General features: G+C 65.2%; 19 protein-coding genes. 11 read left to right on the top strand and 8 right to left on the bottom strand.

The window, feature by feature from the left end; all coding sequences use genetic code 11:
- Positions 1-152 precede the first annotated feature (152 nt).
- Positions 153-1418 carry an MFS transporter gene (locus QCM77_RS08820; RefSeq protein ID WP_279666867.1) on the top strand — a complete coding sequence of 422 codons (1266 nt, stop codon included), beginning with the start codon at positions 153-155 and terminating at the stop codon, positions 1416-1418.
- On the opposite strand, the gene QCM77_RS08815 is transcribed toward QCM77_RS08820, so the two are convergent.
- Both QCM77_RS08815 and QCM77_RS08810 read right to left on the bottom strand, forming a co-directional pair.
- A complete protein-coding gene (locus QCM77_RS08815; RefSeq protein ID WP_279682870.1) occupies positions 1415-1816 on the bottom strand; it encodes a DUF4864 domain-containing protein in 402 nt (133 codons plus the stop codon). The genes QCM77_RS08820 and QCM77_RS08815 overlap by 4 nt on opposite strands.
- 66 nt (positions 1817-1882) lie before the next feature.
- Positions 1883-2299, bottom strand: coding sequence for a cupin domain-containing protein (locus QCM77_RS08810; RefSeq protein WP_279666869.1), 417 nt, complete (start codon positions 2297-2299; stop codon positions 1883-1885).
- A 71-nt stretch (positions 2300-2370) separates the two neighbouring features.
- Between QCM77_RS08810 and QCM77_RS08805 the strand changes: the two genes are divergently transcribed.
- Positions 2371-3297 carry a LysR family transcriptional regulator gene (locus QCM77_RS08805; RefSeq protein ID WP_279666870.1) on the top strand — a complete coding sequence of 309 codons (927 nt, stop codon included), beginning with the start codon at positions 2371-2373 and terminating at the stop codon, positions 3295-3297.
- A gap of 2 nt (positions 3298-3299) precedes the next feature.
- Here QCM77_RS08805 and QCM77_RS08800 read toward each other — a convergent pair whose 3' ends face one another.
- Positions 3300-3926 (bottom strand): TetR/AcrR family transcriptional regulator, encoded by a 627-nt coding sequence (locus QCM77_RS08800; RefSeq protein ID WP_279666923.1) that lies wholly within the window; start codon positions 3924-3926, stop codon positions 3300-3302.
- A 239-nt stretch (positions 3927-4165) separates the two neighbouring features.
- On the opposite strand from QCM77_RS08800, the gene QCM77_RS08795 reads away from it, so the two are divergent.
- Genes QCM77_RS08795 through QCM77_RS08785 form a run of 3 tightly spaced genes read left to right on the top strand, consistent with a single transcriptional unit; the run spans position 4166 to position 7969 of the window.
- Positions 4166-4663 carry a (2Fe-2S)-binding protein gene (locus tag QCM77_RS08795; RefSeq protein ID WP_279666871.1) on the top strand — a complete coding sequence of 166 codons (498 nt, stop codon included), beginning with the start codon at positions 4166-4168 and terminating at the stop codon, positions 4661-4663.
- Complete coding sequence (locus QCM77_RS08790) at positions 4660-5715, top strand: FAD binding domain-containing protein (RefSeq protein WP_279666872.1); 1056 nt, start codon at positions 4660-4662, stop codon at positions 5713-5715. Before QCM77_RS08795 ends, QCM77_RS08790 begins: the two co-directional genes overlap by 4 nt.
- On the top strand, positions 5708-7969 hold the full coding sequence (locus tag QCM77_RS08785; protein ID WP_279666873.1) for a xanthine dehydrogenase family protein molybdopterin-binding subunit: 2262 nt from the start codon (positions 5708-5710) through the stop codon (positions 7967-7969). The genes QCM77_RS08790 and QCM77_RS08785 overlap by 8 nt, the downstream gene beginning before the upstream one ends.
- A 42-nt stretch (positions 7970-8011) precedes the next feature.
- Here the strand turns inward: QCM77_RS08785 and QCM77_RS08780 are convergent, their stop codons facing one another.
- The gene (locus tag QCM77_RS08780) at positions 8012-8164 is read right to left on the bottom strand and encodes a hypothetical protein (RefSeq protein ID WP_279666874.1); all 153 of its coding nucleotides are present in this window, start codon (positions 8162-8164) and stop codon (positions 8012-8014) included.
- Positions 8165-8295: 131 nt separating this feature from the next.
- Positions 8296-8844, bottom strand: a complete 549-nt coding sequence (gene relB / locus QCM77_RS08775; RefSeq protein WP_279666875.1) for a type II toxin-antitoxin system RelB family anti-toxin — start codon at positions 8842-8844, stop codon at positions 8296-8298.
- A gap of 148 nt (positions 8845-8992) precedes the next feature.
- On the opposite strand from relB, the gene aptA reads away from it, so the two are divergent.
- Positions 8993-10321 (top strand): omega-aminotransferase AptA, encoded by a 1329-nt coding sequence (gene aptA / locus QCM77_RS08770; protein ID WP_279682869.1) that lies wholly within the window; start codon positions 8993-8995, stop codon positions 10319-10321.
- Between the two features lie 71 nt (positions 10322-10392).
- On the top strand, positions 10393-11658 hold the full coding sequence (locus tag QCM77_RS08765; protein ID WP_279666877.1) for a D-amino acid dehydrogenase: 1266 nt from the start codon (positions 10393-10395) through the stop codon (positions 11656-11658).
- Between the two features lie 185 nt (positions 11659-11843).
- Here the strand turns inward: QCM77_RS08765 and QCM77_RS08760 are convergent, their stop codons facing one another.
- Complete coding sequence (locus tag QCM77_RS08760) at positions 11844-12527, bottom strand: helix-turn-helix domain-containing protein (protein ID WP_279666878.1); 684 nt, start codon at positions 12525-12527, stop codon at positions 11844-11846.
- 19 nt (positions 12528-12546) lie between these two features.
- Entirely contained in the window at positions 12547-12684 is a 138-nt protein-coding gene (locus QCM77_RS08755) for a hypothetical protein (protein WP_279666879.1), read from the bottom strand.
- 24 nt (positions 12685-12708) lie between these two features.
- Between QCM77_RS08755 and QCM77_RS08750 the strand changes: the two genes are divergently transcribed.
- From QCM77_RS08750 to QCM77_RS08735, 4 genes are read left to right on the top strand one after another with little or no spacing between them, the layout of a single operon-like run.
- On the top strand, positions 12709-13467 hold the full coding sequence (locus tag QCM77_RS08750; RefSeq protein WP_279666880.1) for an ABC transporter substrate-binding protein: 759 nt from the start codon (positions 12709-12711) through the stop codon (positions 13465-13467).
- A 31-nt stretch (positions 13468-13498) separates the two neighbouring features.
- Entirely contained in the window at positions 13499-14152 is a 654-nt protein-coding gene (locus tag QCM77_RS08745) for an amino acid ABC transporter permease (RefSeq protein WP_279666881.1), read from the top strand.
- Positions 14149-14880, top strand: coding sequence for an amino acid ABC transporter ATP-binding protein (locus tag QCM77_RS08740; RefSeq protein ID WP_279666882.1), 732 nt, complete (start codon positions 14149-14151; stop codon positions 14878-14880). The genes QCM77_RS08745 and QCM77_RS08740 overlap by 4 nt, the downstream gene beginning before the upstream one ends.
- Before the next feature lie 12 nt (positions 14881-14892).
- Positions 14893-16179: an NAD(P)/FAD-dependent oxidoreductase gene (locus QCM77_RS08735; protein ID WP_279666883.1), complete on the top strand. Its 1287-nt coding sequence runs from the start codon at positions 14893-14895 to the stop codon at positions 16177-16179.
- A 51-nt stretch (positions 16180-16230) separates the two neighbouring features.
- On the opposite strand, the gene QCM77_RS08730 is transcribed toward QCM77_RS08735, so the two are convergent.
- On the bottom strand, positions 16231-16443 hold the full coding sequence (locus QCM77_RS08730; RefSeq protein WP_279666884.1) for a hypothetical protein: 213 nt from the start codon (positions 16441-16443) through the stop codon (positions 16231-16233).
- Positions 16444-16524: the final 81 nt, after the last annotated feature.

Here is a 16524-nt window from a genome sequence, read left to right as displayed (position 1 = left end):
TTCCGCCGACATACGCTCCGCGCGGCAACGTTGCACACGCTGATTGCAAATTAATGGCAAAACGCGTGTTCGCCAAGCTTCTTCTTACCGCTGTGCACCGCGCATGCCCAATATCGCGCCACAATGCTTGACCCTGTGGCGATCCGCGGGCCATGGTCCGGCCCGTGCACGCCCCAAATCATCCAGGACAGACACCCGAAACATTCACCCCTGATTCGCGTCAGGCCTGGATGCGCCTTGTCATTGCGCTTCTGATCGGCTCGATCGGCGGCGTCGGCATGTGGGCCATCGTGGTCATGATTCCCGCGGTGCAGGCCGAATTCGCCGCCACGCGCGGCGCGGTGTCGCTGGCTTTCACTCTCATGATGTTCGGCTTCGGGCTTGGCGGCGTGATCGCCGGCAAGATCACCGACCGGTTCGGCATCGTGCCGGCGATGGCGATCAGCATCGCCTTCCTCGGCGTCGCCAATGTGCTCGCGGGTCTGTCGACCCAGCTCTGGCAGTTCGTGGCGGCGTATTTCCTGATCGGGCTCGGCACCTCCGCGACCTTCGCGCCGCTGATGGCGGAGGCCTCGCACTGGTTCGAGCGCTATCGTGGCCTTGCCGTGACCATCGTTGCGAGCGGCAATTACGTTGCCGGCACGATGTGGCCGCCGATTGTGAATTGGGGCATGCAGTCGATCGGCTGGCGCTACACGCACATCGGCATCGGCCTCGCCTGCGTGAGCCTGATGACCATCCTGGTGCTGGTCTTGCGCACGCAGATGGGCAACGACAAGGTCCGCAATCATGCCAATGCGCCGCCGCCGCGGGTCGATCTCAAGCTGTCGACCAACACGCTGACGGTGCTGCTCTCGATCGCGAGCATCTCCTGCTGCGTGGCGATGGCGATGCCGCAGGTGCATATCGTCGCCTATTGCGGCGATCTCGGTTTTGGTGTGGCGCGCGGCGCCGAGATGCTGTCGCTGATGATGGCCTGCGGCATCGTCAGCCGGATCGGCTCGGGCTATCTCGCCGACAAGATCGGGGGCATCCCCACACTGCTGATCGGAGCGGTCGCCCAAGGATTTGCACTCGTATTCTACCTGTTCTTCGACAGCCTGACCTCGCTCTATTTGATCTCCGCGATGTTCGGCCTGTTCCAGGGCGGCATCGTGCCGAGCTATGCCATCATCGTGCGCGAGGCGATGCCGGCACGCGAAGCCGCAACCCGCGTCGGCATCGTGATCTTCGCGTCCGTGTTCGGCATGTCCTTCGGCGGCTGGGTCTCGGGCGTGATCTTCGACGCCACGGGCTCCTATGCGGCTGCGTTCGCGAACGGCGTGGCGTGGAACGCGCTCAATATCGGCATCGTGCTGACGTTGCTGATCCGGTCGCGGATGAATGCGACGAAGACGGGACCGAGTTTCGCGACCTAGGCCTCTCGTCCGACCTTCAATGGAGAGCAGCCGGTGATTTTGTAGATGCCGTCGCTCTGCTGTTCGAGCGTGTAGAGCGCTTCCCAGGCCTCGCCGTTGGCATCGACGATTTGAACGTGCTGGGAGACCCGGTTGCCTTCGCTCTTGCTGTCGCCGAACTCAAAGCTCTTGTGCCGGTAGACCGGCGCGTAGCCGTTCTGCACCATGGACATGAAGATGTCAGGCGCAGGGAAGATCTCCCTGATCGCCGGCGCGGCGTGGGAATAGGCCCCCGCCGCATCGTCGCGGACAAAGGCCTGCTCCTGGGCGCGGATGACACCTTGTGCGACTGCGACATCGCCGGCGCGTGCGGAAGCGCCACCCAGCAGCGCGAATATCAGGACAAGGAGCACACGCATGGCAAAACCTCGCTTGGTCATCCCGTCCAGCAAGGATATCGCCACGGGGATGCTCAGGCAAACGGCCTAATGTGACTGCGGATCGAGGAAGGGGGTGTCGACCGCGCTGACATAGAAGATCACGACCCTGGTCTCGCCGCTCGTCCGATTGTAGCCGGTCATCGCCACGTTCGGCGGTTCCACCAGTGCCTCGCCGGCCTTCACCGTCAGCGGCGGCTTGCCCTCGAGCTCGAGCGTGAAGGCGCCTTCGAGCACGTACACAGTCACCGGGAAGCGGTGGCTGTGATAGGGCGTCTTGTCGCCCGGCTTGAACGACGCGGTCATGACCCGCACGGACTGCTTCTCGTCCTTCGGCAGGCCTTCAACCACTTGGCCAAGCACGAGATTCGGTTTGGCGAGACCCTGAGCCCCGTGGTCCTGCGCGGCGGCTGCGGCCGACCATCCCAGAACGATTGCGGCGCTGAGAGCGAAATGGGGGCGCATCCGAAGTCTCCATTGTAAGTCGCTGAAAGCGCCAGCCTAGGTGCCGCCGTTCAGGCGCGGGAGCCGCAACATTGCGGCCAGCGGCCGCAGAAGTGCATAATCCCTTCATGTTCGACTGGAATGACCTCAAATATTTCCTGGCGGTCGCGCGGCACGGCAGCACTGTTGCTGCCGGCAAGGCGCTTGGCCTCAGCCAATCGACCGTGCACCGGCGGCTCGAGGAGCTGGAGCGGCGGCTCGGCCGCGCGCTGGTGACGCGTCAGCCGAGCGGCTACCGCCTCACCGAATTCGGTCAGATCATGCTGCCCTATGCCGAGCGGATCGAAGCCACCATCGACGACTTCCAGCGTCGGACGGTCGACGCTGAGCAGGACATGAAGGGCGTGATCCGCGTCACCTGTCCCGAGCCGGTCGTCGCCCGGCTCATCCAATCGGGCATCGTCGGCGACTTTCACGCGCTGCATCCCTCGCTGCGGGTCGAATTCGTGATGAGCGACGGCTACCTCGACCTGTCGAAGGGCGAGGTCGATATCGCTTTTCGCTCGGGCGATACCGACGACGAGCTGGTCGGGCGCAAGATCGCCGAGTCGATCTGGGCGGTTTACGCCAGCCGCGACTATCTTCACCGGCACGGCAGTCCGGATCGTGTCGAGGACCTCACGCCTCATTTGCTGGTCGGGCTGGACGAATCCCTTGCCAAGCACCGCGCCGTCAAATGGCTGAAGGAGGTCGCGCCCAATGCCCAGATGGCTGCGCGCGTCAACAGCGTGCTTGGCCTCGTTTCGGCGATCAAGTCCGGCGTCGGCATCGGTCCGCTTCCCGTCGCGCTCGGCGATGCCGAAGCCGATCTCGTGCGCGTCCTTGGCCCGATTCCGGAATTGACGCGAAGCTGGCGCATCCTGACGCATCCCGATCTCCGGCGTGTGCCGCGGATCGCCGCCTTCTTCGACTTCATCGTGCATCACCGCGAGGCACTGAGGCCGATCCTGACAGGGTGACGCTATCGCTTCCGCTTCGCGGGTGTGATACGGCGCGGCTTGGGTTTCGCGACCGCCTGCACCCGCAGCCCGTCGACGAACACGTCGAGCATCCGCAGCACCGAGGATTGCCAGCCGGGCTGATCGTGCATGTAGCACATGCCGAAGAACGCGCGCAGCAAGTCCTCGGGACTGATGTCCGCGCGCATCGCGCCGGCCGCGGCTGCGCGATCGAGAAGCGAGCCGATCGCCTTGGTCAGGCGCTCAAAGGAAAAGGCATGCAACTCCGACCCGCTCTGCACCGCGAGTGCCAAGGCTGCCACCATGCCCTTCTTGGTGGCAACGAATTCGACGCCTGAGCGCAGCCAGCGCCTGAGCGCATCGACCGGATCCCTGGCGTTCTTCAACTGCTCGGCGAGCTCGCTGAGCTGCTCGACCTCACGCCGGTACACCGCCTCGAACAAATCCTCGCGGGTCGGGAAATGCCGATAGAGCGTGCCGATGCCGACGCCGGCGCGTTTCGCGACGGCCTCGAGGCTCGCCTCGGGGCCGCCCGCATTGAACACGGTCTTCGCCGCCTCGAGCACGCGTTCGCGATTGCGCACGGCGTCGGCGCGGGGTTTGCGAATCTGGTCGGCGTGGTCGTCCATGCCGGCAATGTAGATCACGAATTGGTTAGATTGAACCCTTGCAGAGCTGCATCGCGTTGTCTGCGCATGGGCTTTTGACGAATTCCAATATTTTTTGGCGGCCCTTGTTAAGCGGAGGCTGCCTCCGTATCTTCGCTGAGACGTTGGCCCGGATTATGTCCAGGCGGCGCGTATCGACGGCGGCCACGGCGGTGGCGCGCCGCGCGATCACTGATGTCCATTTCTGATCGGAGCCTTGTATGAACCACTCCATCAGCCTCACCGTGAACGGTGCGCGGCGCGAATTCGTCCTCGACGATCCGCGCGTCACGCTGCTCGATCTCCTGCGTGAGCGCCTCCATCTGACCGGTACCAAGAAGGGATGCGACCGCGGCCAATGCGGCGCCTGCACCATTCTCGTCGACGGCAAGCGCATCAACTCCTGCCTCGCGCTCGCCATCAGCCATGACGGCGCCGACATCCTCACCATCGAAGGCGTCGCGCGCGGCGACCAGCTTCACCCGGTGCAGGCCGCCTTCATCGCCCATGACGGATTTCAGTGCGGCTTCTGCACGCCCGGCCAGATCATGAGCGCCATCGGCATGATGAGCGAGGCGCAGGCCGGCAACGATCCCGAGCGCATCCGCGAATGCATGAGCGGCAATCTGTGCCGCTGCGGCGCCTACGCCGGCATCGTCGATGCCGTGCTCGACGCGCAGGCCGGCATGGACGAAGCCAATCAGAGGCGCTCAGCATGAAACCGTTCGATTATTTCAGGCCTGGCACGGTCGCAGAGGCCGTTGCCGCCGCCGCCCAGCCGGGCGCCAGCTATCTCGCCGCCGGCACCAATCTGCTCGATCTGATGAAGGGCGGCGTCAGCCGTCCGGATCGTCTGGTCGACGTCACGCATCTCGACGGGCTCGATCAAATCGAGCGCCTTGCCGACGGTGGTGTGCGCATCGGCGCACTGGTGAGCAACGCCGATCTTGCGCATGACGCTGACTTTGCAAAGTCCTATCCGGCCGTCGCCGAAGCGTTGCTCTCCGGCGCATCGGCGCAACTGCGCAATGCCGCGACCGTCGGCGGCAATCTGCTGCAACGGACGCGCTGTGCGTATTTCTACGACACGGCCAGCCGCTGCAACAAGCGCGAGGCCGGCAGCGGCTGCGACGCGCGCGACGGCGAGAACCGCACCCACGCCGTGCTCGGCTGGAGCGAAAACTGCATCGCCACGCATCCGTCCGACTTCTGCGTACCGCTGGTCGCGCTTGACGCAATCGTCGAGATCGAGGGCCGGAACGGGCGGCGCGAAATCGCGCTCGACGAACTGCATCGCCTGCCCGGCGATACGCCGGAGCGTGAAACCGCGTTCGAGCCCGGCGACCTCGTCGTCGCGGTGCGTCTGCCGCCCGCTGCGCGCGGCTTTGCCGCGCATGCGCGCTATCTCAAGGTCCGCGATAGGACCTCCTACGCCTTTGCCGTCGTCTCCGCTGCGGCTGCGTTGCAGATCGAGAACGGAAAGATCAAGGAGGCGCGGCTTGCGCTCGGTGGCGTCGCCGCAAAGCCCTGGCGCGCCCGCGCTGCGGAGGACGTGCTCAGGAACGTCGCGCCCACCGTGGACGCTTTCCAGGAAGCCGCCCGGCGCGCGCTCACCGACGCAAAGCCGTCCGGCGACAACGCCTTCAAGATCGAGCTCGCGCGCCGCATCGTCGTGCGCGCGCTGACACTCGCCGCCGCCGGTACGCCCGCGCGTATCCCCGCGCTGCCGGCCTCTCCCTTTGCCTCGACGTCCGGAGCCATTCATGCCTGAGCTTAATCTCACCAGCGCGCCCGCCCATCTGCGCCACGGCTCGAATATCGGCCAGCCTCTGACCCGCCGCGACGGGGTCCTCAAGGTCAAGGGCCAGGCGACCTACGCCGCCGACAACCATCCGCCCGGCATGCTGTATGCGGTGATGGCCGTCGCCGGCATTTCGCGCGGCCGCGTGACCTCGCTCGATGTCGCTGCTGCCAAGCGCCATCCCGGCGTCATCGATGTCATGACATCGGACCACAAGCCCGAGCTCGCGATCGACCCCGAAATCAAGACCAATCCGTTCGTGTTCCGGATGGAGGTGTTGCAGAGCAACGAGGTCCGCTACGCCAACCAGCCCATCGCCGTCGTGATCGCCGAAACGCTGGAAGCGGCGACGGAAGGCGCGGCGCTGCTGGCGCCGCGTTACGAGACGCTGCCAGCGCTCGTCGGCCTCGATGCCGGCGACAGCTTCGTGCCGCCGGTCGTCGGCGTCGGCAACCCCACGGAAAATCACCGCGGCGACGTCGAAGCGGGCCTTGCCTCGGCCGAAAAGCAGATCGACGCGATTTACGAAACGCCGCCGCAATATCACAACGCGATGGAGCCGCATGCGATCGTGGCTGCATGGGATGGCGACAGTCTGCAGATCGACATGCCGACCCAGGGTCTCATGCTATCCCTTGCGCGTTTTGCCGAATTGTTCGGCATCGCGCACGACAAGATCCACATCCGCAGCCCGTTCCTCGGCGGCGGCTTCGGCTCGAAGGGGCTCATGGCTGGTCCTCCGGTCCTCGGCATCATGGCGGCAAAGCTCGTCGGCAAACCGGTCAAGCTGGTGCTGCGCCGCGAGCAGATGTACGGCCCGGTCGGTCATCGCGCGCCGACGCGGCAGCGGCTGCGCATCGGTGCCGACGGCGAGGGGCGTCTGACCGCGCTCGATCACCACGCCCGCACGGTGTCGAGCACGTTCGACGATTTTTACGAGCCCGCAGCGGATGCCTCGCACACGCTCTATGCGGCACCCGCAATCCGCACGTCGCACGACGCCGTGCGTGTCAACACGGGCACGCCGCTGTTCATGCGCGCGCCCGGCGAGGCGACCGGATCGATCGCGCTGGAGAGTGCGATCGACGAGATGGCCTGGGCCTGCGGCATCGATCCGCTCGCCTTCCGCCTGAAGAACTATGCCGAGGTCGAGCCGATCACCGGCAAGCCGTTCTCCTCCAAGGCGTTACGTGCCTGTTACGAGCAGGGCGCGGCGCGCTTCGGCTGGGCGAAGCGACCGCTTCAGTCGCGGCAGATGCGCGACGATGCCGGCCTTCTGGTCGGTTGGGGCATGGGCACCGCGACCTTCCCGGCACTGATGTTCCAGGCCGAAGCACGTGCGGTGCTTCGCCGCGACGGCTCCGGTGCAATGGAAATCGGCGCACATGACATGGGGCAGGGAGCGTGGACGGCGCTTGCGCAGATCGCGGCCGACGAGCTCGGGCTTGATATCGACAGCGTCGAGTTCAAGGCGGGGTCGTCCGACCTGCCCGATGCCGGCATCGCCGGTGGCTCCGCGCATACCGCGACGGCTGGTGCTGCGATCCACAGCGCCGGCGCGGCCGTGATCGCAAAGCTCGCCGATCTCGCCACCAACGATGAGCGATCGCCGCTGTTCGCTGCCGGCAATGCCGGCGTGATCGCGCGCGATGGCAGGTTGATCCGGCGTGACGACGAGAGCCGCGGCGAAAGCTATTCCGAGATTCTCGCGCGCGCCGGCCTCGCCGAGGTCGAGGCGCGCGGCACCGGCGCGCCGAATCCGGCGGCGATGGAGGAGTATGCGATGCACGCCCATGGCGCGGTGTTTGCGGAGGTGAAGGTCGATCCGGAGCTCGGCCAGGTCCGCGTCACCCGCATGGTCGGCGCTTTCGCCGCGGGGCGCATCGTCAATCCGCGCATGGTGCAGAGCCAGCTGTACGGCGGCATGATCTGGGGCCTATCCTTTGCGCTGCACGAGGAAGCCATCACCGACCGCCGCAGCGGCCGGATCATGAATGCCAATCTGGGCGAATACCATATCCCGGTGAATGCCGACGTGCCGCCGCTCGACGTCATCACGGTCGAGGAGCATGATCCGCATGTCAATGCGCTCGGCATCAAGGGGGTCGGCGAAATCGGCATCACCGGCAGCGCAGGCGCGGTCGCCAACGCGGTCTGGCATGCGACCGGCGTGCGTGTCCGCCGCTTCCCGATCCGGATCGAGGAGTTGCTGACGCAGATTTGAGGCGGCAGGCGGGGCGAGTCCTTCTCGCTCCGCCGTGGCGCGTCAGTTCATCTTCCTGCGCAGAGCCTTGATCGCCGCTCGCTGTGTCTCGATGTATTCGGCGATAGCCTTGCGCAGCTCGCGCGAGCGGAGCTTGTCGGCATCACGCTGAACGTCGTCGAGCGCGGCTTCGGCATTGGCGAGCGTGATATTCATCCGCGAACCCTTGTTGCGAAACGGCCACTATGGCTCGCAACATATAGCGGTTCGGCGCGCGGAAATTGAGATGGCTCAAGCTCCGTAAGACACCGGTGGCACCGTAAGATTGCGGATGACGTTGACGCGTTTCAAAACGTCGGCGGCGTGCAGGCCGAGATCACGTCGCACGGCTTGCCGCCGACGCAGCGGAAGCGATGCGGGCGGCGGCTCTCGAAATAATAGGCATCGCCGGGATTGAGGATGCGACGCTCGTCCTCGACGGTGACCTCGAGCTTGCCGGCGATCACGATGCCGCCTTCCTCGCCGTCATGGACCAGGTGAACGCGTCCGGTGTCGCTGCCGGGCTCGTAACGCTCCTTCAGGATCTGGAGGCTGCGACCGAACAGATTGTCGCCGATCTGGCGGTAGGAGATCGGCTTCTTGCCGACCTCGGTCAGCTCTTCTGAGCGGTAGAAGATCTTGCGTCGGCTCTCCGGCTCCAGCGCGAAGAACTCGGCGAGCCCCATCGGAATGCCGTCGAGGATGCGTTTGAGCGCTCCCACGGACGGATTCATCTGGTTGGATTCGATCAGCGAGATCGTCGAATTGGTGACGCCGGCGCGTTTGGCGAGCGCGCGCTGCGACAGCTTCTGGCGCGCCCGGATGAATCGCAGCCGTCCACCGATATCGACGCTCATGCCCTGGTCCAGTGTTGCAAGTGTTGCGGATCGCGCAAATATGGACCGGCAGCTACAGTAAAATCAATGGCTTGCAGGCCATCAGAAAAGGACTTGTTGCGCTTTTGAAGCCGTGGCTCTGCTATGCGGTCAGCAAAGGAGCGTAGCCGTGACCCTTCATCAGATTCCGAACACCATCAAGACCGATTCGTTCTGGATGCCGTTCACGGCCAACCGCCAGTTCAAGAAGGCGCCGCGCCTGTTCTCCTCGGCCGAGGGCATGCATTACACCACCGTCGACGGCCGCAAGGTGATCGACGCCTCCGCCGGCCTCTGGTGCGTCAATGCCGGCCATGGCCGCAAGCAGATCGCCGCCGCGGTCGAGCGGCAGCTGATGACGCTGGACTTTGCGCCGTCGTTCCAGATGGGCCACCCGCTGGCATTCGACTTCGCCGAGCGGCTCGCCGAGATCGCGCCGAAGGGCCTCGATCGCATTTTCTTCACCAACTCCGGCTCCGAGTCGGTCGACACCGCACTGAAGATCGCGCTCGCCTATCACCGCGCCAACGGCCAGGCGAGCCGCACCCGCCTGATCGGCCGCGAGCGCGGCTATCACGGCGTCGGTTTCGGCGGCACCTCGGTCGGCGGCATGGTCGCCAACCGCCGCGCCTTCGCGACCCTGCTGCCGGGCGTCGACCACATCCGCCACACCCATGATCTCACCCGCAACGCCTTCGCCAAGGATCAGCCCGAGCACGGCGCCGAACTCGCCGACGATCTCGAGCGCCTGGTGGCCTTGCACGGCGCCGAGACCATCGCCGCCGTCATTGTCGAGCCGGTGCCGGGCTCGACCGCGGTGCTGCCGCCGCCGAAGGGCTATCTCCAGCGTCTGCGCGAGATCTGCGACAAGCACGGCATCCTCCTGATCTTCGACGAGGTCATCACCGGCTTCGGCCGCCTCGGCGCGCCGTTCGCCGCCCAGTTCTTCGGCGTCACACCTGATATGATGACGACCGCCAAGGGCATCACCAACGGCACCATTCCCTGCGGCGCCGTGTTTGCGAGCCGCAAGGTGCACGACGGCCTGATGGTCGGCCCGGAGAACCAGATGGAGCTGTTCCACGGCTACACCTATTCGGCCCATCCGGTCGCCTGCGCCGCCGGTATCGCCACGCTCGACATCTACAAGGACGAAGGCCTGCTCACGCGCGGTGCGTCGATCGCCGACTACTGGCGCGATGCGCTGCATTCGCTCAAAGGCCTGCCCAACGTCGTCGACATCCGCAATTGCGGCCTGATGGGCGCGGTCGAGCTGTCGTCGCGTGACGGTACGGTCGGTGCGCGTGGCTACGACGTCATGGTCGACTGCTTCAATCGCGGACTGTACTTCCGCATGAGCGGCGACTCCTTTGCGCTGTCGCCCCCGCTCATCGTCGAGAAGAGCCACATCGACGATATCGTCTCGATCCTCGGCGACGCCATCAAGCGGGTGGCCTGATAATTGCTCTCGCCGTTGCGGAGTTCCCCTCTTGCAGCGGCGAGCGTGATGCCGCGGGAGTTTGACCAAGCGTGAAAGTTCTGATCCTCGGCAGCGGTGTCATCGGTGTCACCTCTGCCTACTACCTCGCGCGTGCCGGCCATGAGGTAACGGTCGTCGACCGTCAGCCCGAACCGGCGCTCGAGACCTCCTTTGCCAATGCCGGCGAAGTGTCGCCCGGCTATTCCTCGCCCTGGGCCGGTCCCGGCGTGCCGGTGAAGGCGGTCAAATGGCTGTTGATGAAGCACGGCCCGCTGGTGATCCGGCCGAAGCTCGATCCGGTGATGTGGATCTGGCTGCTCAAGATGCTGCGCAACTGCACCAGCGAACGGTACGCGGTCAACAAGAGCCGGATGATTCCGATCGCGGAGTACAGCCGCGATTGCCTGCGCGATTTGCGCCGCGACATCGGCATCCAGTATGACGAGCGCTCGCAGGGCACGCTGCAGCTATTCCGCTACCAGGCCCAGCTTGACGGCACCGGTGAGGACGTCGCCGTGCTCAAGCAGTACGGCGTGCCTTTCGAGGTGCTGGGCCGCGAGGGCTGCATCGCGGTCGAGCCGGCACTCGCCGGCGTGAAGGAAAAGTTCGCCGGCGGCATGCGCTTGCCGCAGGACGAGACCGGCGACTGCCACATGTTCACCCAGGCGCTGGCCAAGCACGCCGAAGCGCTCGGCGTGCGCTTCATGTTCAACACCGGCATCGATCGTATCGTCACCGACGGCGCGCGCGTCAGCGGCGTCGCGACTGGCGCCGGAATGTTGCAGGCCGACGCTTACGTGCTCGCGCTCGGAAGCTGGTCGTCGCGGCTGGTCGCGCCGCTCGATATCTCGCTGCCGGTCTATCCGGTGAAGGGTTATTCGATCACGGTGCCGATCAAGGACGCCTCCGGCGCACCGGAATCCACCGTGATGGACGAGAGTTACAAGGTCGCGATCACCCGTTTGGGCAATCGCATCCGCGTCGGCGGCACCGCCGAAATCTCCGGCTTCTCGAGCCAGCTCTACGACGCGCGGCGCGCCACGCTCGATCACTCGCTGACCGATCTGTTCCCGCGCGGCGGCGATCTCTCCAAGGCGAGGTTCTGGAGCGGTCTGCGCCCGATGACGCCGGACGGCCCGCCCGTGATCGGCCCGACGCAATATGCCAACCTTCACCTCAACACCGGCCACGGCACGCTCGGCTGGACCATGTCGTGCGGCTCCGGCCGCGTGCTCGCCGACATGCTGTCAGGCAAGAAGCCGGACATCGACGTCAGCGCGCTGACGGTGGACCGGTACAATCACCGGTTTGGGTGAGCGTTTCTCCGCTCCGCTAGTCTATCCCCGTCACCCTGAGGCGTGAGCTGCGCGGCGCAACGCGCCGTGCGGCGAGCCTCGAAGGGCGGCGGCCCGGCTGCATCGGAGGCCGTGCATCCTTCGAGGCTCGCTCCGCTCGCGCCTCAGGATGACGGGGCTGAAACTTTGATCGTGGAAGAAGGGGACTACCCCGCCCCTGTCACGCAATTCACCCACAGCACCACCGCTTTCGCATCCCGCGCTGGATTTGAAAATCGGTGCGGCCGACGGCTCGCGAATCTAAAACTGTCGCCCGTCTTCAACGACCATGTCTCGCTGTCCACGGTCAGCATCATCTCGCCTTCGAGCACGAGGCCGGCTTCCTCGCCGTCATGGGTGTAGAGCTCGTCGCCGGTGGAGCCGCCGGGCTCCAGATGCACCAGGAACAGATTGAGCCGGTTATCGGCGGTGGCGGGGCTCAGCAATTGCTTCGACACGCCGGTGCGCCAGAGTTTCAGCTCGGGCCTCTGAAGCCCGCGCGTGACGACCTGGTCGGATGTGCCATCGGCGCTCGGGCTCGCGCCGAACAGCGCGGCGATGCCGACGCCGAGCACATCGGCGAGCGTGGCCAGCACGCGCAGCGACGGCGACGACAGGCCGCGCTCGATCTGACTGAGGAAGCCGATCGACAGCTCCGTGCGCGAAGCGACCGTCTCGAGCGAGAATTGCCTGATGCGCCTGAGATCACGGATGCGGCGGCCGACCGCGACATCCATCGCAGGCTCCGCCGCTTTGGCGATAGCCTTGGCCTTGGTCTTGGCCTTGGTCTTGGCTTTGGCCCTGGCTTTGGCCTTCGCCTTCACCGGCTTTGCGGCGGCCGGTCTGCGCATTCTTTTGCCACCGCTCACGTCAAACCGCTTCCTTCATGTGCATGAAAACTGCTTGCATCGGTTGTGAAAGTGTGACCAAATTTTCATATTGGTGAAAATAGGCCGAAACGGCTTGGCCCGCAACGTCTGCGATGACGACATCTGCGAGCGCCGCCATCGGCCGGACCCAAAGGGGAATGCGATGAAGCGTTTTGGTCTGGCCGCGGTCGCGGCGCTCGCTATTGCAGCCGTGGCGCCGGCTTCGGCGCAGCAGGTGCTGAAGGTCGGCTCGACGCCGACCGGCATTCCCTTCACCTTCCTCGACACCAAGACCAACACAATCCAGGGCATCATGGTCGATCTCGTTACCGAGATCGGCAAGGACGCCGGCCTCAACGTGCAGATCGAACCGATGGCGTTCTCGGCGCTGATCCCGTCGCTGACCTCGAGCAAGATCGACATCATCGCGGCTGCGATGTTCATCACCGCGCCGCGCAAGGAGGTTGTCGATTTCTCCGATCCGATCTACACCTATGGCGAAGGCTTGGTGGTGCCGAAGACCGACACCAAGGCCTACGCCACGCAGGAAGATCTGAAGGGCGAGACGGTCGGCGCCCAGGTCGGCACCGCCTTCGTCGACGCGCTGAAGAAGTCCGGCCTGTTCGCGGACGTCAAGGCTTACGACACCATCCCCGACATCCTGCGCGACGTGAACACCGGCCGCCTCAAGGCCGGTTACGCCGACTACCCGATCCTCGCCTACAATCTGAAGCTGGGCGGCTTCCCGGAGGTGCGACTGGTCGACGGCTACAAGCCCGTCACCGTCGGCTCGGTCGGCATCGGCGTACGCAAGGGCGAGGCCGCACTGCTCGGCAAGATCAACGCCTCGCTCGCGAAGCTGAAGGCCAACGGCACCATCGACAAGATCCTCGATAAATGGGGCCTGAAGGCACAGGGCTGATCGATGACGCTTGATCGTTGAAGGCTGGTCGATGAAAGGCTTCTGGCACGACGCCGCCGAGTTCTTCCCGATCCTGATGAGCGGCGTCGTGCTGACGATCGTCGTCACCATCGGCTCGCTGCTGCTCTCGACGGTGCTTGGCCTCGTCTGGGCCATGATGCGGGTCTCCGGCATCCGTGTCCTGTCGATGCTCAGCGCCAGCCTGATCAATGTGATCCGCGGCATTCCGATCATCGTGCTGTTGTTCTACCTCTACTTCGTGATGCCCGATCTCGGCGTCACGCTCAGCGCGCTGCAGGCCGCGATCCTCGGGCTCGGCATCGCCTACTCGGCCTATCAGGCGGAAAATTTCCGCGCCGGCATCGAGGCGATCGACAAGGGGCAGATCGAGGCGGCGCAATCGATCGGCATGGGCTGGTGGCTGACCATGCGCCGCGTCGTGCTGCCGCAGGCGGTGCGCATCGTGCTGCCGCCCTACGGCAACGTCATGATCATGATGCTGAAGGATTCCTCGCAGGCCTCGACCATCACGGTTGCCGAGCTCGCCCTTCAAGGCAAGCTGATCGCGTCCTCGACCTTCAAGAACACCAACGTGTTCACGATGGTCGCGCTGATGTATCTCACCATGAGCATCCCGCTGATCCTGCTGGTCCGTCACTTCGAGAAGCGGGCCGGCAAGAAATGATCGAGCTCCGCGACGTCCACAAGAGCTTTGGCGAGAACGAGGTGCTCAAGGGCATCACGGCGTCCGTCCAGAAGGGCGAGGTGGTCTGCATCGTCGGCCCGTCCGGCTCCGGCAAGTCCACCATTTTGCGCTGTATCAACGGTCTCGAAAGCTACGACCGCGGCGAGATCAGCGTCGAGGGATTGAAGGTCGACCGCGACGCGCCGTCGATCGTGAAAGTCCGCACTCAGGTCTCGATGGTGTTCCAGCGCTTCAACCTGTTTCCGCACCGGACAGTGCTGGAGAATGTCGTCGAAGGTCCGCTCTATGTGAAGAGAGAGCCGCGCGCGCAGGCACTCGAGCGCGGCCGCGCCCTGCTCACACAAGTGGGTCTTGCCGAGAAGGCCGACGCACATCCGCCGCAGCTCTCCGGTGGCCAGCAGCAGCGCGTCGCGATTGCGCGCGCGCTCGCCATGCAGCCCAAGGCCATCCTGTTCGACGAACCGACCTCGGCGCTCGATCCCGAGCTCGTCGGCGACGTCCTCGGCGTGATGCGCAAGCTCGCCGACGACGGCATGACCATGGTCGTCGTCACCCACGAGATGGGCTTTGCCCGCGACGTCGCCGACCGCGTGCTGTTCATCGACGGCGGCGTCATCGTCGAGCAGGGGCCGGCCAAGGCGCTGCTCAACCAGCCCCAGCATCCGCGCACGCAGGACTTTTTGCGCCGCGTGCTGCATCCGCTCTAACCGGTCTTCGCCATGAACGCGAGCCTGCCTCTGCCCCCGTCTCTCTACGCCGAGACCGCCGTCGCACCGGTTGCCACGCCGCCGCTCGACGTCGACAACACGGTCTCGGTCGCCATCATTGGCGGTGGCTACACCGGCTTGTCCACGGCGTTGCATCTGGCGGAGCAAGGTGTCGAGGCACTGGTGCTGGAGGCGCAGGAGCCGGGCTGGGGCGCATCCGGCAATAATGGCGGCCACACCAATCCCGGCCTGAAGCACGATCCCGATCAGATCGAAGCCGATTTCGGCACTGAGCTCGGCCGTCGCATGATCGACTTCTCCTACGGCACCACGAACTTCACCCACGATCTGATCCGCCGCTACCAGATCCCGTGCGAGGCGCGTCAGAACGGCACGCTGCGCGCGGCCTATAACGAGGTCAGCGCCGCCGCGATCGAGAAAACCGCGCAGCAATGCATCGCCCGCGGGATGCCGGTGACGTACCTGAATCGCGAGCAGTTGCGCGAGATGACCGGCACCGACCGTTACATCGGTGCCATGCTGGACACCCGCGGCGGCGATCTGCATCCTCTCAGCTACGCCCGTGGACTCGCGCGTGCTGCGATCTCGGCAGGTGCGAAGGTGCATGGCGAGACACCGGCGCTATCGCTGCGCCGCGAGGGTAGCCGCTGGCGCATCGAGACACCGCGCGCGGTGGTGCATGCCGACAAGGTGCTGCTCGCGACCAACGGTTTTACGGACGATCTCTGGCCCGCGCTTCGCCGCACCATCGTGCCGGTGTTTTCCTCGATCGCCGCCACGGCCCCGCTTTCGGATCAGGTCGCGCGTTCGATCATGCCGACACGACCGGTGCTCTACGAGAGCGGCCACATCACCGTCTATTACCGCATCGATCAGCAGAACCGCCTGTTGATGGGCGGCCGCGGCCCGATGCGCTGGATCAACTCGCCCTCCGACGTCGCCTATCTCATGCGCTACGCCGAGCGGTTATGGCCGCAGCTCAAGGGCGCGGCCTGGACCCATGGCTGGAACAGCCGGCTCGCCATCACCAAGGATCATTATCCGCATGTGCACGAGCCCGCGGACAACATCCTGATCTCGCTCGGCTGCAACGGCCGCGGCGTCGCGCTCTCGACCGCGATGGGCGCGCAACTCGCGCGACGTCTGGTCGGCGGCGACAAGGCGGAGATCGACATGCCCGTCACCGGCATCAAGCCGATCCCGATGCACGCTTTCTGGCCGGTGGGCGTGACGAGTGCGGTGATCGCGGGCCGGGTGCGCGACCGGCTGGGCATTTGAAGAAGGCGCCGCCCGTCACGAGCGACGCCTTGCATGAATGCAGATAGCGCGTCAGCAGCGGCCCTGTTTCCACAGCCCGGGAGGGCATCCCCCGCCGCGCCAGCCAACTTTCCGTCCGTGGTGCCATCCCGCCGGCGTGCCATGGTGATGATGGCCCATCGCATGGCCGTGTCCATGTCCATGCCAACCCTTGGCAAGAGCAGGATTGGCAAGCGTGAAGCCGGCTGCAATGATCAGCGACGCCGCGAGGGCGAGTTTCTTCATCATGTCCTCCATGAGGGCGAGCGCACTTGTCCGGTCAATGAACGAACCGGCCGCAGGTAAGTTCCTTGAATGTGCAGGAGT

The sequence above is a fragment of the Bradyrhizobium nivariense genome (assembly GCF_029846695.2).
Taxonomy (GTDB): domain Bacteria; phylum Pseudomonadota; class Alphaproteobacteria; order Rhizobiales; family Xanthobacteraceae; genus Bradyrhizobium.
This window is presented reverse-complemented; position numbering and strand designations above follow the sequence as displayed.